We start from the raw sequence: 19,376 nt of genomic DNA, 5'->3' as shown, positions 1-19,376 counted from the left end.
GTGCAGGCGGCGCGGCGGGTCAGAGAAATTCTGACGAACGTTCAAAGCTTCTGCTCGATGGCCAGCGAAAAAATCCGCTGCCATTGCCGGGCCTGCCGCTCGCCCGACATCGGCACGAGCCATTCGCCGTGCCGCGCGTCCTTGACCTGCAGCGCGAGCCGCGCCTGCGCGTCGCGGCCCTGTGCTTGCGCGCCGAGCAGATCGGCGAAGATGTACGCCCCCTGCTGGTCGCCGACGCGAATCTCGCAGAGCCGCTTCGCCGCGGCAAGCCGTACCGAACCCCAGGCCCCCTTCAATTCGTGCGTCCAGTCGCCATCGCGCACGTTCGGCGCGACCTCGCGGCGACGTTGCCACCAGTACGCGAGCGCACCGAGCAGCAGCAACGCAGCCAGCACCGCGACGCCGATCGCGACGGCCGGCCCGAACGCGGCCTGCAACGCATAAAAGGCGCGCACCGCGCCGTACACCAGCGCGAGCAGCGCAATCAACGCAACGAGAATCGGCATCGCAAGTTCATTCGACAAAAAGGGGTTGAGCCTGGCACGAGCGCCGGTGATACCCCGCCGCGGCGCCGCGCGACGTATCACTGCGCCTTATGCGCCGCCGCCCAGTCCTTGACCGCCTTCAGCGTGTTCTCGACATGCTTGTCCGGCGACAGGTCCGTGTACTCGTAAATGATCTTGCCGTCCGGCGCGATCACGTACGACACGCGATTCGCCATCCCGCCTTTCATCGGCATGCCCGCGTCATAGGCGCCGATCACCTTCGCGTCGGCGTCGGCCGCGACCGGGAATTTGCTGCGGCATTCGCTGACCGAGAATTTCGTCAGCGTATCGATGTTGTCGTGCGACACGCCGATCACCGTCGCGCCGTACTTCTTGTACTGGTCGACCGCTTCCGCGAACTCGTGCGCCTCGATCGTGCAGCCCTTCGTGAACGCGGCCGGATAAAAATACAGCACGACCGGCCCCTTCTTCAGTTCGTCGGCGAGCGAATAGGTGTAGGTCTTGCCGCCGAGCGAAGCCTCGGCGGTAAACGTCGGCGCGGTGTCGCCGGGCTTCAGCGTCGCCGACGCGAGCGGCGAATGCATTGCGAATCCGATTGCCATGACGGCGGCCAGCGCCGCCGGTATGTGTTTTATCTTCATCTGCTCCTCCATGTGTGAGCGCATGCGTTGGGCCCTATGAGCCGCGGACGGTTTCACCCGGCGCAACGCCGGCCCGTCGCCGGGTCTTCTATTGGACCACGGATGCGCACCGCGCGTAAGGAGCCGGACGGACGGCAAGCGTATCGAAAGCATCGGGCGCGCCGCCCGCCCCGCCGCCGGAGTATCAGACGATCGGCTCCGAGACGTGCGCGCCGAACCACGCCGCCGCCGACAGATTCAGCTCCGACAGCACATCGGGCGTCAGCGCCGTAAAGCCGGCCGCCGCCGCGAGAGGCGCGGCATCGCCGCCCTCGCCCGCCACTTCGGCAATCCGCAGCAGCGCGCCGAGTTCGCCCCCGCGCGTGACGATCGCTTCGCGAATCTGCGGTGCCAGGCCGAGTTTTTCGAGCACCGCGCGCGGCGTGTTGCCGAGCACCACGTGCACCAGCGAGAAAATCCCGGTCATGAACGCGGCGTCGGCGAAATCGCCGTCGGACGGGCGCAGCCAGCTCGCGGCGAGCTCCATGAAGCGCGAGCGCGTCGCGGCCAGTTGCACCAGCGGATCGGCCCGCCACGGCAGGTCGCCCGTATCGGCGTACAGCAGCAGTTGCGCCCAGCGCGCGATCTGCCGCGTGCCGGTGGCGATGATCGCCTCGCGCAGCGAAGCGATGTTGCGTCCGAGCCCGAACGCGCTCGAATTGACGAGGCGCAGCAATTGCACGACGACACCCGGATTCAGTTTCAGCTCCGCCTCGAGCTCGACGATGCCGGCGTCCCGCGACAGCAGCGCGAGCAGCCGCAGCAGGCCGGGGCGCAGCGAGCGGTTGCGCGGCGCGGCCAGCACCTGCGGCCGCGCGAAGAAGTAACCCTGGAACAGATCGAAGCCGAGTTCGTGCGCGAGCGCGAAATCCTCGCGCGTCTCGACCTTCTCGGCGATCAGCGTCTTGCCGTGGCCACGCAGCATCGACGCGAGCTTCGCGACCATGCCGCGCGGCGTCTGCAGGAAGTCGATCTTGACGATGTCGGCGTACGGCAGCATCGCGATCAGCTCGTCCGAGATTTCCCTGACGTCGTCGAGCGCCACCTCGAAGCCGGCGGCGCGCAGTTCGTCGAGACGGCGCGCGAGCGGCACGTCGTAGCGCACGGTTTCGAGGATTTCGAGCACGAAGCGCTCGGGCGGCATCAGATGGACGATGTCGCTAAAGAGCAGCGCGCGGTCGATATTGACGAAGCCGCGGTGCTGTCCGAGCACGGCCGGCACGCCGATGCCGCCGATCGTGCGCGCGACCACCTGGGCGGTCGCCTGGACATCGTCGCTAACTTCGGCATAGTTGTGCGCGCCCGCGCGGAACAGCAGCTCGTAGGCATTGAGCGCGCCGTCGCGATCGAGAATCGGCTGGCGGCCGAGATAGACATACTGCGCGCCGCCGTCCGGCTGAGCGCCGCCGGCGGACGATCCGGCAGATGAGCCGGCGGCCGGATCAACCACCTCGGCCTACCGGAAAGAAGCCTGAAAACAGGCCCGCAAGCAGGCCCGGGAAGACCCGGGGGGCCTGGCTGACCCGGCAACAGGGCGTTCGGACATGGATCATCGGCGCAAGGTTCGAAAGGGCCACGAGGCTGGCGGCGCCACGGCCGGCATCGCACAGGGGATTTTCCATATTAACGGACACGAAGCGGCGCCACTTTAGCCGGATCGTCCCGCCCGCGGCACAAGGGCATTTCCTCAGCCGATGATTTTCATGGCGGCCCGCTAAAGATTTTGCGGCGCGGGTCGTTATCTCGTTCTGATAGAGCGGCCTGCTGCCCGCCGGTCGCCCGAACCGGCGGACAAGCAGCCCCGCCAGCGGACCCACCCAGGTTGCCACCACCGACATACATGGAAGCGAACACGATCACCGCCCCCCGCCGGGGCTCCTTGCGCACGGTCATCGACCGGCTTCGCGCATTCGGCCGGCGCGCGGACGATACCCAGCCGAGCGGCACGAACCGCGCCCCGCAACTGGAGCAGGTGGTGGGCGCGGTCGACCTGCTCGCGCACGTCGACGACGCGCTGCGTTTCATCTACGTGTCCGACGCGAGTCTGCGCTTCATCGGCTATCACCGCGAATATCTGGAGACGGTCACGCTGCACGATCTGGTCGCGCCGGCCGACATCCCGCGCCTCGACGCGCTGCTCAGGCACGCCGCGACCTCGGGCAACGTCGAGAAGGCGACGCTCGGGCTCGTCAAGTCGCTGACTTACCCGATCACGGTCGAGCTGCGCGTCGTACGCAGCAACCACGACGGCGTCGACGGCTATGCGATCGCCGGCTTCGACGTGTCGTCCTGGCGCGCCACCGAGGAGCGCCTGACCCAGGCGCTGCATCTGGACCGCCTGACCAGCCTGCCGAACCAGTCCGGTCTGCTGCACGCGCTGCTCGACGCGCAGCACAAGGCCGACGCGCACGGCACGCCGGTCGCGCTGCTGCTGCTCGACATCGACGACTATCAGCGCGTGAACCGCGCGCTCGGCTACGACGCCGGCGACGAAATGCTGCGCGACACGTCGCGGCGGCTGCTCAACATGACGAGCCCGAACGAAACGCTCGCGCGCGTCGCCAGCGACGAGTTCGCGATCCTCGTGAAGCCGGCCGCGAACCGCACCGACGCGGCGGCCGCCGCCGAAGCGCTGGCGCGCCGCCTGCTGACCGCGATCCAGCAGCCGTACGTGTTCAAGGGCCAGCAGGTGCACCTGTCGGCGAGCATCGGCATCGCACTGTACCCGGACGTGCGCCACGCGAACGACACCGCCAGTCACGACACGCACCTGCTGCGCTGGGCCGACCACGCGATGCTGCAGGCGAAGGCCGCGGGCGGCAACACGCTCGCGTTCTACGTACCGGACGACAACCCCGCCGACGCGGAGCGCCTGAAGCTCGAGGCCGATCTCTACGACGGCGTGCGCAACGGCGAGTTCTCGCTGCACTTCCAGCCGATCACGAGCAGCCGCACTAACGGCGTGGTGGGTGTCGAGGCGTTGATCCGCTGGACGCATCCGGTGCACGGACTCTTGCCGCCGTCGATGTTCATTCCGCTCGCGGAGTCGATCGGCCTCATCAACTTCCTCGGCAACTGGGTGTTGAAGGTCGCGTGCATGCAACTGATCCAGTGGGACACGCAGGGCATCCCGCTGCAGTACGTGGCCGTCAACGTATCGCCGCAGCAGTTTCGCGATCCGCGCTTCAAGGACGCGGTACGCGAGGCGATCGAGCTGACCGGCATCGATCCGCGCCGGGTCGTCTTCGAGATCACCGAAAGTCTGCTGATGCACGACCCCGTGCACGCGAAGGCGCTGCTCGAAGACCTGACCGCGATGGGCATCCGCTTCGCGATCGACGATTTCGGCACCGGCTATTCGAGCCTCGCGTACCTGCAGCGTTTCCCGCTGGCCAAGCTGAAGATCGACCGGAGCTTCGTCGAGAATCTGCTAACCTCGCGAAACGATCAGGCAATCGTTAGCGCGGTCGTCGGGCTCGCGCAAACGCTCGATCTCGAACTGGTCGCCGAGGGCGTCGAAACGGAAGAACAACGCTCGCTGCTCACGGAGATGGGCTGCGATCACATTCAGGGCTGGCTCGTCTGCAAGGCGCTGCCGTCCGAAGAACTCGCGCGGCGTTTCGAGGCGCGCGAGCTTCAGCTGCACTGCGTGTAGCGGCCGATGCAGGCGCGGCGTTCACGCAGCGGAACAAGCCGGCTCACCCCCGGCGTCGCACTCACTGGAACACGTATGGCTTTTGCGGGACTCACATGGTAAAGGCGGCAGTGCTCGACCGGCTCTGGGCGCGCATGAGCGAGCGCGGCGATTTCCCGATGCTGTCGCAATCGCTGCGCTCCACCATGACGGCGATGAACAACGACGACCTCGACTTCACCGGCCTCGTACAGGTGGTGCTGTCGGACTTCGCGCTCACGCAAAAAGTGCTGCGGCTCGCGAACTCGGCAATGTACATGGCCTTCGGCGGCAACATCACGACGGTGTCGCGCGCGCTGATGGTGCTGGGCATGGATGCGGTCGGCCATCTCGTGGTCGGCCTGAAGATCGTCGATCACTTTCATCAGAGCGCGCCGCGCCGCATCGACGCGAAACTCGAACTGAACCGCACGCTGCTGTCGGGCTGCGTCGCGCGCAAGCTGACCGAGCGCGGCGACCTGCGCGCCGGCGAGGAAGCGGTGGTCTGCACGCTGATGCGGCAGATCGGCAAGCTGCTGGTGGTGTTCTATCTCGACGCCGAGTGGGACCAGATCCGCCGCCATATCGACGGCGGCGCGCCCGAAGCGGAAGCGTGCGTGCTGGTGCTCGGCGTCACGTTCGACGAAATCGGCGAGGAAGCCGCGGTGCGCTGGCGCCTGCCCGACATGATCCGCTCGGGCATGGGCGAATTCGATCCGCAGGACACCGAGCAGCCGCGCCAGGTGCAGTGGCTGCGCGCGATCACCAATTACTCGACCGCGGTCGCCGACGTGCTCACGCAGCAGAACATGCCCGACGGGGAGCGCGAGGCGCGTATCGGCGAACTCGCGCAGGAATACAGCGGCGCGCTGAACACGGACCCCGACGTGCTGCTGCAGATGAGCATCGCGCTCGCGCGCGAGGAAGGCGGCGACGGCGTGATGCGCGAAATCGTCGAGCTGCGCGCGAATGCCGATGCGATCGCGCGCGAGGCGCTCACGCCCGAGGCGCGCATCGCGGTCGGCGTGAAGGATCTGCGCGGCCTGCCCGAGGGCAGCCCGCTCGCGCCGGCCCTCGCGATGGCCGCGGAAACCGTGCTCGCCGGACTCGGCTTCGCGCGCACGGTGGTGTTCGTCAAGCACAGCAACGGCACGTTCAAGGCGCGTCTCGGCCTCGGTCCGAAGATCGACGCCGCGCTGCCGAGGCTCACGTTCAACACCGCATTCGAGCCGGACGTGTTTCATCTCGCGATCGCGAATTCGGTGGGCATCTTCATCGAGAACGCGCGCGACCCGAAGATGGTCGCCCGGCTGCCCGAATGGTTCCGCCGCTCGTTCGACGACGCGCGCGCGTTCGTGCTGCTGCCGGTCGTCGACGAAACCGATCAGACCGTCGCGCTGCTGTACGGCGACTGGTCGCACACGCAGGAGCCGCGCCGCATCTCGCAGAAGGAAATGAGCGTGCTCAACGAACTGGCGCGGGAGTTAGGCCGTTTTTTCGGCCAGGGGCAGATGCGGGAAATGGAGATGATGTGAAGACGTGGCGCGATCGTTGATCCCCGCGTTTCACTTTCATCCGTTCCGTGTTTGCCCGAAAACGAATCCGCGCCGGTATGGCGCGTTGTCGTAAGCGCGAGCGTTGCCACGCGGCCGCCGCCGCGCTCAGTCCTCGATTCTTTCGAGTCCTTCCGCGCTGCGATCCGCGACACCGGCCCACGCGGCCGCCGCGAGACCCAATCGCGCGACTTGCTCGGGCGTCAACGGCTGCAAACGCCCGCACAGCTCGCCGATGCGATCCCATGCGCCGCGCTCGAGCGCTTCGACCGCGCTCAGCAGCAGACCCAGCGTGCCCTCGCGATGCAGGATCGCCGCCTGGATCGGGCGCGACAGCGTGAGGATATTCAGCGTCTTTTCGAGCGAGCCGCCGAACACCGCATCGACGAACGAGAACACGCCGGTCAGGAACGCCGCGTCCGCTTCGTCGCGGCCCGCCTCGGGCATACGCTCGATCGCGAGTTCCATGAAGCGCGCGCGCGTGGCCGCGAGTTGCAGCAGCGGGTCGTCCTCGAGCGCGACCTTGCGGCCGTCGGCATAGAGCAGCAGTTGCGTCCAGCGGGCGATGCGATCGGTGCCGGTCGCGTTGATCGCGTCGCGCAGCGTCGTCACCTTGTGCCCGATGGCGAGACCGCTCGAATTCGCGAGCTTCATCAGATGCATCACGAGCACCGGGTTCAGCTTCAGCTCGGCTTCGAGCTGCGCGACGGTCGGGTCTCCCGCGAGCAGTTGCAGCAGATTGAGCAGCGCGTGACGCGGCGCGCTGACACGGCGCGTCGCCGAGCTCTGCGGGCGCGCGAAGTAATAACCTTGAAACCGGTCGAAGCCGAGCCCGTGCGCCATTTCGAAATCGGCCTGCGTATCGAGGTTCGACGCGAGCAGCAGCTTGCCCGCCGACTTCAGCACGCTGGCGAGCTTCGGCAGCAGCGCGCGCGATGCGCGCGTGATATCGATCTTGACGACCTCGGCGTAGGGCAGCAGCTTCGCGAAGGTCTCGGTGGGCTGCGTGACGTCGTCGAGCACGAAGCGATAGCGGCGGCCATGCAGATACACGAGACGCGCGATCAACGCGTCGTCCACTTCGAGCGATGGCGGTATCTCGAGCATGAAGCGCTCGGCGGGCAGCCTCAGGATCGCGTCGTCGAGCAGCAGGTCGCGGCTCACGTCGACGTAGGCCGGATGGCCGGTCACCGCGCCGCGCACGTCGCCTTGCGCGAGACCGCGCACGATCGCGCGCGCGACGCGCTGAGCCGGTGTCGGCGCGCGGCCCGGCGACGCATCGGCGTCGGCTTCGGCATGGGTTTGTGGGACGGCATCGTCCGCTTCGTCTGAGGGCGTGAGCGGCAGTTCAGGCGCACGCACCTTGATCTCGTAACCGCACAGCATGCCGTCCCGATTCAGAATGGGCTGCCGCGCGAAGCTGGCCGCGAGCGACGCGTCGCTCGCGCCGATCCGGCTCTGAGTCTCGATTGCGATGGTGGTCATTCAGCTCCCCCGCTTTGCGCCGCTGACGCTTGCCGCTATATTCCGGCGCTGTGTTCTGGTTTTTTGCCGCGCTATCGCGCATTGGTGTGACGGCGGTGAGATCCGTCGCGCGTGGCGGTATGTCTCGCGATTTTATCTCAGCCTCTTATAGCCGCACACGTTTGCGGAGCAATATCTCTTAAAAATCGACGCATGCCCAGGACGCCCGCGCGTTCGCCGCGCGGCGCGCGCGAAAATGCAAACGGCCGCGCATGGCGGCCGTTTGCATCGATACCGGTCGAAACGCTGTCGCCACGTCATGGCAACGCCGTCGCAACCTTGCGCGTCGTTACTTCAGCACGACTTTCACGTCGAAGTACTTCGCGGCGAGGCGGTCGATCGTGCCGTCCGCCTTCAGTTCCTTCAACGCGCCGTTCAGCGCGTCCTTCAATGCCTTGTCGTTCTTGCGCACGCCGTAGCCGACGCCCGCGCCGAGCAGTTTCTCGTCGCTGACGGGCGGCCCGGCGAACTCGAAGCCCGCGCCCTGCGGCTTCTTCAGGAAGCCCTTCGATGCCGCTTCGGCGTCCTGGAACGACGCGTCCAGACGGCCCGACGCGAGGTCCGCGTAGATCTGGTCCTGCGTCTGATACGGCACGACGTCGACGCCGGCCGTCGCCCAGCGCGCCTTCGCGTAGGTTTCCTGGATCGTGCCCTGCAGCACGCCGACGTGCTTGCCTTTCAGCGACGCGGGCGTCGGCTGCAGACCGCTGCCCTTCTTCGCGATCATCTGGTTCGGGATCGTGTAGATCGGATCGGTGAAATCGATCGCCTGACGACGCTGGTCGGTGATCGTCATGTCCGAGTTGATCGCGTTGAACTTGCGCGCCTCGAGCGCCGGAATCAGGCCGTCGAACGAATTCTCGACCCACACGCATCTGGCCTTCAGTTTCGCGCACACGGCATTGCCGACGTCGATATCGAAGCCCTGCAGCTCGCCGGCCGGCGACTTCGATTCGAACGGCGCATACGACGCCTCGACGCCGAAGCGCACTTCCTTGATATCCGCCGCCGCAGCGGTGTCTGCCGCGAATGCCGCGGTCGCGAACAGCGCGAGCGCGGCCATGTTGGGCCAATTCATCTTCATTACGGGGGTTCCTCTACGGTGTTGACTAAAACGGAGCCGGATCGGCGTGGACAGGCGTGTTACGCCCGGTGCGAGCAGGCTCGCGCGGCCCGCGGGATGACATGCGACAGCCGCGACGCCCGCGATTGTACACGCTACCTGTCTAGACAAGTTTCGACAGCGTTTCGGCGGTGGTGTCGATCACCAGCAGACCGGCGCGCAGGCCGGGCTTGACCGTCGCGTTCGGAAACACGATGCGCTCTTCGTCGTGACGCACCGTATAGCGATAGTCGCCGTCGCGCGCGAGCAAGGTGCCCTTCGCGAACGGCGTGAAGTTCGGCACGTCGGGCGCCAGCAGCAGTTCGAACGCATCGCTTTGCTTGGTCAACTGGTCGATCACGGTGAAAACGCGCGGCATTTCCGCGGGGCGGTCGGCTTCCGCATCGGCGGATCCATCGGCTTGCGGGCCAACCCGCGTGCCGGCGAGCAACGCGCGCACCGCGAGATCGGCGCCCGCGAAACGCGTGAGATCGTTCTGGCCGAACGGCCGCACCTTGCCGAGCTCGAGCGTGCACGCGTCGGCGCCGCACGCGTGCGCGGTGAAGTGCGAATACGTGTTGCCCTTCGTCGTGTGCAACAGCACCGCACTGATGCGCGCGTCGCCGAGCCATTCGAACATCGCGCGCGAAAACGGCTTGCCCGTGTGCGGCAGCAGCGCGAAACGCTCGAACGCGGACGCGCGGATCGCCGTATGCATGTCGATATGCCAGCGCGCGCCCGGCGCATCGGACGCATCCGCGAAGAAGCGGATCGCGGCCTGTTCGAGCGCGGCCGCGCGCGGCGCTTCGTGGCTGTCGGGCAGTTGCAGATGACGGCCGCTGAACAGCCGGTTCAGATCGTCGTCGCGATAACGGCAGCCGTCGCGCATCGCATCGACGTTGCCGAGAATCACGAGCAGCCGGCACGCGAGCGCGGCACGGCCGTGCGCGAGATCGGCGACGATGCGCGACAGCAGTTCGATCGGCGCGGTCTCGTCGCCATGCACGCCCGCCGACACGAGCACGTTGCGTACGTCCGCGGACATTTCGGCGGGCTCCATCGCGAGCACGCCCTCGTCGAGCCATCTCCAGCGCATGCCGTTCGCGCACATGCCGTGCGCTTCATGCGCGGCGGGCCGCGTTCCGGCAAGCGTCCACGCGAGGAAGTCGTCGAGCAGCGGCGTCGGGGCAGAGGTCGGCATCGCGTGCTCAGCGCTGGAAGTCATACAGCGAGCCCAGTCCGAGAATCTGCGTCAGTTCGTCGAGCGCGGTGCGCGATTCGACGAGCAGTTGCGGATCGCTCAGATCGGACGGCGCGAGGCGGTCGCGATAGTGCTTGCCGATCCACGCATCGAGCCGGCCGAACAGCGTGTCGTCGATCCACACGCCCGGTGCGACCGCCGCGCGTTCCGCGTCGTCGAGCACGACACGCAGACGCAAACAGGCGGGGCCGCCGCCGTTCTTCATGCTCTCGCGCAGATCGAACACCAGCACTTCGTCGATCGGACCGCTGTGCGACGTCAGTTCATCCAGATACGCGGCCACGCGCGGATTTTCGCGGCACTCCTGCGGCACCACGAGTACCTGCCTGCCATCGGGCCGCGTCAGCAACTGGCTGTTGAACAGATACGACGACACCGCATCGGCAACGCTCACCTGCGCGTCGGGCACTTCGATCACGTTGAAGCCCGCATGCAGGCTCGCGAGCTTCGAACGCAGTTCGTCGTACACCGCGTTCTGCTCGACGAACGCGAGCTGATGGCAGAACAGCGTGTTGCGATTGCCGACCGCGATCACGTCGTTATGGAACACCCCCGCGTCGATCACCTGGGGGTTCTGCTGCGCGTACACGGTCGCCGCTTCCTGCAGCCCGTGACGATGCGCGACCGCGCGGCTCGCCTCGAACGTCTGGCGCGCCGGATAACGCGTCGGCTCCGGCCCTCGACGGTATTCGCTGCGGCCGTACACGAAGAATTCGACGCCGCGCGCGCTGTATTGCTCGCAAAAACGCGTGTGATTCGCGGCGCCCTCGTCGCCGAGCGCGGGCGTGCCGGGCAGCGCCTCGTGCACGACGAAGCGGTCATGGTCGCTGAACATCGCGCGCAACGTGCGGCGCGTCGATTCATGCTCGATCGCGCGATGCAGCTTGCTGCACAGATTGGCCGGCGTGAAATGCACCCGGCCGTCGTGCGTGTCGGCCGACGGGCTCACGGTCGCCGCGTTCGCGGTCCACATCGCCGACGCGGAGCTCGCCGCGGCCAGCAGCTCGGGCGCGTTCTTCGCGACGCGCGCGATCACGCTCGCGTCGTCGCCGGAAAAACCGAGCTCGCGCAACAGACGCATCGACGGACGCTCCTGCGGCGGCAGCACGCCCTGGTGAAAACCGAGGTCCGCGAGCTGCTTCATCTTGCGCAGACCCTGGCGCGCCGCGGCCTTCGGATTCGCGACCGACTTCTCGTTGCTCTGCGACGCGACGTTGCCGAACGACAGCCCCGCATAGTTGTGAGTCGGGCCGACCAGGCCGTCGAAATTGGCTTCAGTGGCTTGCATCGTCGATCCTTAGAATTGAAGGCCCGGCGATACGCTCGCGGGCATTTGCAGTTGCGCGCTTTCGACCGACGCCATCGGGTACGCGCAGTAGTCGGCGGCATAGTACGCGCTCGGCCGGTGATTGCCCGAGCGGCCCGGACCGCCGAACGGCGCGCCCGACGACGCGCCATTGGTCGGCCGGTTCCAGTTGACGATGCCCGCGCGGATCGTGCGCTGGAAATGCGTCCACAGCGCTTCGTCGTCGGCGAGCAGGCCGGCGGAGAGGCCGAACTCGGTGTCGTTGGCCTGTTCGAGCGCTGCGTCGAAGTTGCGGTAGCGGATGACTTGCGCGAGCGGGCCGAAATGCTCTTCGTCGGGCAGGTCCTTCACGTCGGTCACGTCGAGAATCGCGGGCGTAACGAAGCCGAGTTGCGGATCGCGTTGTTCCATTTTCAGCAGCGCCTTCGCGCCGCTCGCGAGCAGGCGGTCCTGCGCGGCGACGAGCCGCGACGCCGCGCGCGCCGACACGACCGCGCCCATGAACGGCTGCGGATCCGCGTTGTATTCACCGACGCCGAGGCGCGCGGTGACTTCGGTCAGACGCGCGAGAAAGCGCTCGCCGGCTGCATCGTCGGGCACGAAGATACGGCGCGCGCAGGTGCAGCGCTGCCCCGCCGACAGAAACGCCGACTGGATCGTGTGATGCACGGCCGCGTCGAGATCCGCGACCGGGCCGATCACGAGCGGATTGTTGCCGCCCATCTCGAGCGCGAGCACGATCTCCGGCCGGCCGCCGAACTGCTTGTGCAGCAGCGTGCCGGTATCCGAGCTGCCGGTGAAGAAGAGCCCGTCGATCTGCCGGTGATTCGCGAGCGCGATGCCGGTGTCCTTCTCGCCCTGCACCAGATTCAGCACACCAGCGGGCAGGCCCGCGTCGCGCCAGATCTGCACGGTCAGCGCCGCGACGCCGGGCGCGAGTTCGGACGGCTTGAACACGACCGCGTTGCCCGCGATCAGCGCCGGCACGATATGCCCGTTCGGCAGATGACCCGGAAAGTTATACGGACCGAACACGGCCACGACGCCATGCGGACGATGCCGCAGCACCGCGGTGCCGTCGGCCATCGCCGAGCGCCTTTCGCCGGTGCGTTCGTTGTACGACTGGATCGAGATCTCGACCTTCGCGGCCATCGACGCCGCTTCGGTGCGCGCTTCCCACAGCGGTTTGCCGGTTTCGCGGCCGATCGCTTCGGCGAGCGCTTCCTTGCGCTCGGTCACGAGCGCGGCGAAGCGGCGCACCACCGCGCAACGCGCGTCGAGCGACAGCGCCGACCATGCGGCGAACGCGCGGCGCGCGGCGCGCACGGCGCGATCGACGTCGTCCGCCGACGCGCTGTTGCCTTCCCACACCACCGCGCCCGTGCCGGGGTTGCGCGATGCGAATGCGGGTCCTGTGCCGGCGGCCCATTCGCCGTCGATGAAAAGCTCGCTCATGATCATCCCTGTTTGTGTTTCAACGGCAGCACCCGCAGCGGGTCGCCTGCCTCGACGCGCAGCGCGTCGGCCTCGGCCGCGCTCAGGCGGAACACGCCGTCTTGCGGCACGCCCGTCACCACGCCGACGCGAAAATCGCCGAGCGACGTGTTCGACACCATCGATTTCGGCCCGTCCTGCGGCGCCGCTGCGTCGCCCGATTCGTCGCCGATTTCAACCGCCGCCAGCACGCTCTCGCGCACCGTGCGCAGATCGGCGATATGGCATTCGAGCACCGGGCCCGCGTCGAAGATATCGACGTGATTCTCGTAGCGCAGCCCTTCCGCCTCGAGCATGCGGCGCGCCGGAATCGTGTCGCCATGCGTGAGGCCGACGCAGCGCTGCGCCTCTTCCGGCAGCAGCTCGACATACACCGGATAGCGCGGCATCAGCTCCGCGAGAAACGCCTTGCGGCCGTGCGAGCTCAGATAGTCGGCCGCGTTGAAATCGATCTGGTAGAAATGCGAGCCGACCGCGCGCCAGAACGGCGACGTGCCTTGCGCATCGAAATGGCCGCGCAGCTCCGCGCACAGACGCTGCGGAAAGCGCTCGCGAAACTGCGCGAGAAACATGAAGCGCGAGCGCGACAGCAGACCGCCGACGCCGCTGGTGCGATAACGCGGGCTCAGGAACAGCGAGCACACTTCCGCATAGCCGGTGAGGTCGTGCGAGATGTTCAGCGCATGCATGCGCGTCCAGATGCCGAGGTCCTGGCTCGCGTGCACGACCGTGCTCACGCGATAGTTGTAGAACGGCTGCTGCAGACCGACCGACGTTTCGATGCCGCACACGCCGGCGACGTCGCCGCTCGCGGTGTCTTCCATCACGAAGAAGTAGCCGGCTTCGTGCGGCTCGGCCTTGTCTTCCATCGTGCGGCGCGCGCGTTCGACCCGCGCCGCGAGCGCATCGCGATCCGGCTTGAAGGTGGTCAGGCCCGGACCGGTTTCCTGCGCGAGCCGCATCAGCGCGTCCACGTCGCCTCGTTGCACCACGCGAACGACGATCATTGCGCGTCTCCCGATGGTTCGTCCTGGTGCGGCTGATGCAGCGGCACGCAGCGCACCGCATCGCCTTCCCGCACGCCGAGCGCGGCGCGCGCCGCCTGCGACAGCGCGGCGCCCGATTCCTTGCCGGGCGCGAGATCGCCGAGCACGCAGCGGAATTCGCCGCCGGCGCCGTTGTGCGCGATCAGATAAGTCGCGCCGTTCGCCGCCGGCGCTTCATGCACGACGCGCGTTTCGTTGTACCTGACCGACACGCTGCGATCGACCTGCGCGGTCAATACCGGCCCCGCGTCGAAGATGTCGACGTAGCGGTCGGTCTCGAAACCTTCCTCGAGGTGAATCTCATATGCAAGCAGCGCATTCGCATCGGGCTCGCCGAGCACGCGCTGCGCCGCTTCCGGCAGCAACGGCACGTACACCGGATACGTGGGCATCACTTCGGCGATGAACGTACGGCTGCGGCCACCCGATTCGACTTCGATGTCGGCGAAATTGCGGCCGAAGAACTTGCGCCCCACCGCTTCCCAGAACGGCGACACGCCGTTTTCGTCGGTGACGCCGAGCAGCAGCGAGAACACCTCGGGCGTGAAGCGCTTGCGATTGGCGGCGATGTACATCATGCGCGCGCGCGACATCAGTTGCGCGGCCGCGTCGCCGCGCAGCGACGGGTCGATGTAGTAGCCCGCGAGCCGGCTCTTGCCGGTCAGTTCATGCGACATCGTCAGCGCGTGAATCTTGCGGTTCACGTGCAGCTCGCGCGACGCATGAATCAGCGCGTCGTTGCGAAACACGTAGAACGGGTCCGCGTAACCGGCCGCCGCAACGATGCTCGCGGTGCCCATCAGCTTGCCGGTCTCAGAGTCTTCGAGCACGAACAGATAGAACTCCTCGCCCGGAAAATCGACTTCCGCGCGAAACGAGTCTTCCGACAACGCGACGCGCGCCTCGAGCGCGCGCCGGTCATGCGGCAGGGAATGCAGCACCGGCTGCGCGGTGCGCGCCATCTGCTCGAGCGCATCGAGATCGGCGAGGCGGCCTGGACGTACGAAGAGCATCATCGCTCCTGTTGAATATGACGCATGATCCGCTGCGCGGGCTGGTGCGTGCGCGACGGCATGAACATCAGTGCGACGCCGCCTGCGCCGCGCCGACGAGTTCGCCGAACGCCTTCTCGAGGCGCGCGAAGCCTTCGGCCATGTCGTCGAGCGGCATGATCAGCGACGGCACGAAACGCAGCACGTCCGGGCCCGCCATCAGCATGATCACGCCGTGCTGGCCGGCCGCGGTGACGAAGTCCTTCGCGCGGCCCCTGAACGCGTCGCTCAGCTCCGCGCCGATCAGGAGACCCTTGCCGCGCACTTCGGTGAAAAGACCGAAGCGTTCATTCAGTTTCGCGAGATGGCCCTTCAGCGCTTCGCCGCGCGAGCGCACGCCTTCGAGCAGCTTCGGGTCGCTGACCAGCTCGACCACTTTTTCCGCGATCGCGGCGCCGAGCGGATTGCCGCCGTAGGTCGTGCCGTGCACGCCGACCTTGAAGTGCGCGGCGAGCTCGCTGGTGGTCAGCATCGCGCCGATCGGGAAGCCGTTGCCGAGCGCCTTCGCGGTGGTCAGGATGTCGGGCGTGACACCGGTGTCCTGGTACGCGTAGAAGAAGCCGCTGCGGCCCACGCCGGTTTGCACTTCGTCGAAAATCAGCAGCGCGTCGTGCTGATCGCAGGCCTCGCGCAGCGCCTTCAGGAACGCCGGATCGGCCGGGATCACGCCGCCCTCGCCCTGGATCGGCTCGACGATCACCGCGCAGGTCTGCGCGCCGATTGCCTTCTTCGCCGCCTCGATGTCGTTGTACGGCAGATGCGTGATGCCGGCCGGCACCGGGCCGAAGCCTTCCGAGTACTTCGGCTGGCCGCCGACGCTGACGGTGAAGAGCGTGCGGCCGTGGAACGACTGCGTAAAGGAAATGATCTCGACCTTCTCGGCGCCGAAACGGTCGAACGCGACACGGCGCGCGAGCTTCAACGCGGCTTCGTTCGCTTCGGCGCCCGAGTTCGCGAAGAACGCGCGGTCGGCGAAGGTCAGATTTTCGAGGCGCTTCGCGAGGCGCAGCACCGGCTCGTTCGTGTAGCCATTGCCGATGTGCCACAGCTTGCCGCCCTGCTCATGCAACACCTTCAGCAGTTCGGGATGCGCATGACCGAGCGCGGTGACGGCGATGCCGCCGGCGAAGTCGATATAGTCGCGGCCTTGCGTATCCCAGACGCGCGAGCCGAGACCGCGATCCGGTACGAAGGCGGCGGGGGAAAACACCGGCACCATGACTTCGTCGAAGGTCTGGCGTGTCACAGTCAGGTCGTTCATGGCAAATCCTTTTACGGGTGACGGGTAATACAGCTAGTGTAGGAAACCTCGCGCGATACGTCTTGCGCATACGCGACGCTTTCTATGCGGTTCCGCGCGTCGCGGCGGACCGCGTTCGCGCTTTTCGTGGGTACGGTGTGAACGGTTCGTGTCGAATTCATGTCCGGCTGGCTTTCAGCAGGCTTCCGGGTCGCGGCCGCGCCCGCCCCGATGCGCGTCGCTCCCCTCACTCCGGCTCCGGCCGCTCGATCAGCGCGGCCGGCCGCGGCTCGCTCGCCGCCGCGCCATGCGCGCCGGTCTGCCGGTCGATCCAGTTGCGGCGATCCTCGCGTGGCGTGACGCCGAAGCGTTCGCGGTACGCATTCGAAAAATGCGCGGCCGACGAAAATCCGCATGCGAGGCTGATCTGCACGACCGATTTGCTGGTGCGCTGCAATTGCGTGCGCGCCTTGGACAGCCTCAGCCCCAGATAGTATTTGGACGGCATCGAGCCGAGATACTGGCGAAACAGACGCTCCAGTTGCCGCCGCGACACGCCGACGAGACCGGCGATTTCATCGGTGGTGAGCGGATCCTCGATATTCGCTTCCATCAGCAGCAGCGCGTCGTTCAGGCGCGGATGGCGCTCGCCCGGCGCGGTCACGAACGGAATGCGCTGACGCTCCTCGCCGGTGCGCAACGCCCCGACACCGAGCGTATCGGCGATGCGCTCGGCGAGCTCGGGGCCGTGCTCGCGGCCGATCATCGCGAGCATGAAGTCGACGGTCGCCTGACCGCCTGCGCAGGTCGCGCGATCGCGGTCGATTTCGAAGATCTGCTGGGTGACGATCGAGCGCTCGAACTGCTCGGAAAACTGCTGGTAGGTCTCCCAGTTCACGCTCACGCGATAGCCGGACAGTTGCCCGGCCATCGCGAGCCACCACACGCCGTGGTGGATGCCGGTGACGAGCGGCGTGCGCTGACCGACGCGCGCGAGGCTCGCGAGAAAGAGGCGGTAGTCGGCGAACTGCTGGAAGCGCTCGCTGACGACGATCAGCCAGTCGCACGCGATCGCGTCGCCGAACGCGGCGTCGGCCGGCCATTGCGCACCGCCCGCCAGCGGCACCGGGCGGCCGTCCCACGAACACACCTGCACGCGGTACAGCGCGCGGCCGTCGATTTCGTTGGCGAGAGTAAGCGCGTCGACGATCGGCCCGACGCCCGACATCGACACGGGCGGCAACGCGACGATCGCGACCTGGGTCGTGCGAGCCGGGCTGGACGTGCGGGCCATTGCTGGTCGACAGGAATGGAACTGACGCGCGGGCCGCGCGTTACTTCAGGCTGCCGGACAGGAACTGCTTGAGGCGCTCGCTGCGCGGCGCGCTCAGCACCTCGGCGGGATTGCCCTCTTCCTCGGTGCGGCCCTGATGCAGGAACATCACATGGTTCGACACGTTGCGCGCGAAACCCATTTCATGCGTGACGACGATCATCGTGCGGCCTTCTTCCGCGAGCTTCTGCATCACCTTCAGCACTTCGCCGACGAGCTCGGGGTCGAGCGCGGAAGTCGGTTCGTCGAACAGCATCACGTCCGGGTTCATCGCGAGCGCGCGCGCAATCGCGACGCGCTGCTGCTGCCCGCCCGACAGATGCGACGGGTACTGCTTCTCGACGCGCGGCGCGAGCCCGACCTTCTCCAGATATTCGCGCGCGCGGTCCTCGGCATCCTTGCGCTTCAGACCGAGCACGTGAATCGGCGCTTCGACCACGTTCTCGAGCACGTTCATATGCGCCCACAGGTTGAAGTGCTGGAACACCATCGCGAGCTTCGTGCGGATGCGCTGCAACTGCTTGTGATCGGCTACTTCGAGATTGCCGGCGCGATCGGCCTTCGTCTTCACCGCTTCGCCGTCGACGATGATCTGCCCGGCGTTCGGCCGCTCGAGAAAGTTGATGCAACGCAGGAAGGTGCTCTTGCCCGAGCCGCTCGCGCCGATGATGCTGATCACGTCGCCCTTGTTCGCGTTGAGCGACACGCCCTTGAGCACTTCGTTGTCGCCGTAGCGCTTGTGGATGTCCTGTACGGCGAGCTTGCAAGCTTCGGTTTGAGTGGTATGGAGCAAGATGCTCTCCCTATGCCTGTGAAAATACGGATCAGTCTGGTGCGCACGCCGCCGCGCCGATACGCGGACGTCCGGCGCCATAGTGTCGACACACGCTCAATGCGTGCGCACCGCGAGGTACGCGAGCCAGCGGCGCTCGGCGCGCCGGAACAGCGCGACCAGCGCGAACGACACCACGAGATAAATCAGCGCCGCGAGCCCGAACGCGTTGAACGACTGGTAGGTTGCCGAGTTCGCGTCGCGCGCCACCTTCAGGATGTCCGGCACCGTGGCGGTGAACGCGACCGTGGTGGCGTGCAGCATCAGGATCACTTCGTTACTGTACAACGGCAATGCGCGGCGCAGCGCGGACGGTATCACAATGCGCCGGTACATCGTGAACCCGCTCATCCCGTAGGCGCGCGCCGCCTCCACTTCGCCGTGCGAGGTCGAACGGATCGCACCCGCGAAAATCTCGGTCGTGTACGCGCAGGTGTTCAACGCGAACGCGAGGATCGCGCAGTGAAAGCCGCTGCGAAAGAACGCGTCGAGCAGACTGTGCGAACGCACGAACGCGAGGCTGTACATGCCGGTGTAGATCAGCAGCAGTTGCACGTAGAGCGGCGTGCCGCGAAACACGTAGGTGTAGAGACGCACCGGCGTGGAGAGCCAGCGCTTCTTCGACACGCGCGCCACCGCCAGCGGCACCGAGCAGACGAAGCCGATCGCGATCGACGCGACCAGCAGCCACAGCGTGACCGCGAGACCCGACATACGCTGACCGTCCCAGAACAGGTACGCGCGCCAGAACTGATTGAGAATGTCGATCATGTC

At 66.8% G+C, this 19,376-nt stretch carries 16 protein-coding genes; 2 read left to right on the top strand and 14 right to left on the bottom strand.

What is annotated here, in order from left to right; genetic code table 11:
* Positions 1–41: 41 nt before the first annotated feature.
* From QM685_RS34445 to QM685_RS34435, 3 genes are all read right to left on the bottom strand, one after another.
* On the bottom strand, positions 42–506 hold the full coding sequence (locus QM685_RS34445) for a hypothetical protein (protein WP_415123723.1): 465 nt from the start codon (positions 504–506) through the stop codon (positions 42–44).
* 77 nt (positions 507–583) lie between these two features.
* Positions 584–1,147, bottom strand: a complete 564-nt coding sequence (locus QM685_RS34440) for a peroxiredoxin (protein ID WP_415123722.1) — start codon at positions 1,145–1,147, stop codon at positions 584–586.
* A 184-nt stretch (positions 1,148–1,331) separates the two neighbouring features.
* Complete coding sequence (locus QM685_RS34435) at positions 1,332–2,636, bottom strand: EAL and HDOD domain-containing protein (protein ID WP_415123721.1); 1,305 nt, start codon at positions 2,634–2,636, stop codon at positions 1,332–1,334.
* Positions 2,637–3,026: 390 nt separating this feature from the next.
* Between QM685_RS34435 and QM685_RS34430 the strand changes: the two genes are divergently transcribed.
* Together QM685_RS34430 and QM685_RS34425 are read left to right on the top strand one after the other, a co-directional pair.
* Complete coding sequence (locus tag QM685_RS34430; protein WP_415123720.1) at positions 3,027–4,841, top strand: putative bifunctional diguanylate cyclase/phosphodiesterase; 1,815 nt, start codon at positions 3,027–3,029, stop codon at positions 4,839–4,841.
* A 95-nt stretch (positions 4,842–4,936) separates the two neighbouring features.
* Positions 4,937–6,394 carry an HDOD domain-containing protein gene (locus QM685_RS34425; RefSeq protein WP_415123719.1) on the top strand — a complete coding sequence of 486 codons (1,458 nt, stop codon included), beginning with the start codon at positions 4,937–4,939 and terminating at the stop codon, positions 6,392–6,394.
* A gap of 126 nt (positions 6,395–6,520) precedes the next feature.
* On the opposite strand, the gene QM685_RS34420 is transcribed toward QM685_RS34425, so the two are convergent.
* From QM685_RS34420 to QM685_RS34370, 11 genes are all read right to left on the bottom strand, one after another.
* Positions 6,521–7,897: an EAL and HDOD domain-containing protein gene (locus tag QM685_RS34420; protein ID WP_415123718.1), complete on the bottom strand. Its 1,377-nt coding sequence runs from the start codon at positions 7,895–7,897 to the stop codon at positions 6,521–6,523.
* A 328-nt stretch (positions 7,898–8,225) separates the two neighbouring features.
* Entirely contained in the window at positions 8,226–9,020 is a 795-nt protein-coding gene (locus QM685_RS34415) for an ABC transporter substrate-binding protein (protein WP_415123717.1), read from the bottom strand.
* Positions 9,021–9,162: 142 nt separating this feature from the next.
* Positions 9,163–10,263 (bottom strand): succinylglutamate desuccinylase, encoded by a 1,101-nt coding sequence (gene astE / locus QM685_RS34410; RefSeq protein ID WP_415123716.1) that lies wholly within the window; start codon positions 10,261–10,263, stop codon positions 9,163–9,165.
* Positions 10,247–11,587, bottom strand: a complete 1,341-nt coding sequence (gene astB, locus QM685_RS34405; protein ID WP_415123715.1) for an N-succinylarginine dihydrolase — start codon at positions 11,585–11,587, stop codon at positions 10,247–10,249. Before astB ends, astE begins: the two co-directional genes overlap by 17 nt.
* Positions 11,588–11,596: 9 nt before the next feature.
* Complete coding sequence (astD, locus tag QM685_RS34400) at positions 11,597–13,060, bottom strand: succinylglutamate-semialdehyde dehydrogenase (protein WP_415123714.1); 1,464 nt, start codon at positions 13,058–13,060, stop codon at positions 11,597–11,599.
* Positions 13,061–13,062: 2 nt separating this feature from the next.
* Positions 13,063–14,106, bottom strand: coding sequence for an arginine N-succinyltransferase (astA, locus tag QM685_RS34395; RefSeq protein ID WP_415123713.1), 1,044 nt, complete (start codon positions 14,104–14,106; stop codon positions 13,063–13,065).
* Entirely contained in the window at positions 14,103–15,158 is a 1,056-nt protein-coding gene (aruF, locus tag QM685_RS34390; protein WP_415123729.1) for an arginine/ornithine succinyltransferase subunit alpha, read from the bottom strand. Before aruF ends, astA begins: the two co-directional genes overlap by 4 nt.
* A 67-nt stretch (positions 15,159–15,225) precedes the next feature.
* Positions 15,226–16,458 carry an aspartate aminotransferase family protein gene (locus tag QM685_RS34385; RefSeq protein ID WP_415123712.1) on the bottom strand — a complete coding sequence of 411 codons (1,233 nt, stop codon included), beginning with the start codon at positions 16,456–16,458 and terminating at the stop codon, positions 15,226–15,228.
* Positions 16,459–16,684: 226 nt separating this feature from the next.
* Positions 16,685–17,731, bottom strand: coding sequence for a GlxA family transcriptional regulator (locus QM685_RS34380; RefSeq protein ID WP_415123711.1), 1,047 nt, complete (start codon positions 17,729–17,731; stop codon positions 16,685–16,687).
* 40 nt (positions 17,732–17,771) lie between these two features.
* Positions 17,772–18,563 (bottom strand): ABC transporter ATP-binding protein, encoded by a 792-nt coding sequence (locus tag QM685_RS34375; protein ID WP_415123710.1) that lies wholly within the window; start codon positions 18,561–18,563, stop codon positions 17,772–17,774.
* A gap of 96 nt (positions 18,564–18,659) precedes the next feature.
* Positions 18,660–19,373 (bottom strand): ABC transporter permease, encoded by a 714-nt coding sequence (locus QM685_RS34370; RefSeq protein ID WP_415123709.1) that lies wholly within the window; start codon positions 19,371–19,373, stop codon positions 18,660–18,662.
* Positions 19,374–19,376: the final 3 nt, after the last annotated feature.

It is taken from the genome of Paraburkholderia sp. (assembly GCF_047605525.1).
In the GTDB taxonomy this organism is placed as follows: domain Bacteria; phylum Pseudomonadota; class Gammaproteobacteria; order Burkholderiales; family Burkholderiaceae; genus Paraburkholderia.
This window is presented reverse-complemented; position numbering and strand designations above follow the sequence as displayed.

Bases quoted from the DNA above. Each gene is read 5' to 3' on its own strand.
- QM685_RS34380 (WP_415123711.1), bottom strand. From the start codon at position 17,731: ATGGCCCGCACGTCCAGCCCGGCTCGCACGACCCAGGTCGCGATCGTC.
- astE (WP_415123716.1), bottom strand. From the start codon at position 10,263: ATGACTTCCAGCGCTGAGCACGCGATGCCGACCTCTGCCCCGACGCCG.
- QM685_RS34370 (WP_415123709.1), bottom strand. From the start codon at position 19,373: ATGATCGACATTCTCAATCAGTTCTGGCGCGCGTACCTGTTCTGGGAC.
- QM685_RS34420 (WP_415123718.1), bottom strand. From the start codon at position 7,897: ATGACCACCATCGCAATCGAGACTCAGAGCCGGATCGGCGCGAGCGAC.
- QM685_RS34415 (WP_415123717.1), bottom strand. From the start codon at position 9,020: ATGAAGATGAATTGGCCCAACATGGCCGCGCTCGCGCTGTTCGCGACC.
- QM685_RS34440 (WP_415123722.1), bottom strand. From the start codon at position 1,147: ATGAAGATAAAACACATACCGGCGGCGCTGGCCGCCGTCATGGCAATC.
- astA (WP_415123713.1), bottom strand. From the start codon at position 14,106: ATGATCGTCGTTCGCGTGGTGCAACGAGGCGACGTGGACGCGCTGATG.
- astB (WP_415123715.1), bottom strand. From the start codon at position 11,587: ATGCAAGCCACTGAAGCCAATTTCGACGGCCTGGTCGGCCCGACTCAC.
- QM685_RS34385 (WP_415123712.1), bottom strand. From the start codon at position 16,458: ATGAACGACCTGACTGTGACACGCCAGACCTTCGACGAAGTCATGGTG.
- QM685_RS34425 (WP_415123719.1), top strand. From the start codon at position 4,937: ATGGTAAAGGCGGCAGTGCTCGACCGGCTCTGGGCGCGCATGAGCGAG.
- astD (WP_415123714.1), bottom strand. From the start codon at position 13,060: ATGAGCGAGCTTTTCATCGACGGCGAATGGGCCGCCGGCACAGGACCC.
- QM685_RS34445 (WP_415123723.1), bottom strand. From the start codon at position 506: ATGCCGATTCTCGTTGCGTTGATTGCGCTGCTCGCGCTGGTGTACGGC.
- aruF (WP_415123729.1), bottom strand. From the start codon at position 15,158: ATGCTCTTCGTACGTCCAGGCCGCCTCGCCGATCTCGATGCGCTCGAG.
- QM685_RS34430 (WP_415123720.1), top strand. From the start codon at position 3,027: ATGGAAGCGAACACGATCACCGCCCCCCGCCGGGGCTCCTTGCGCACG.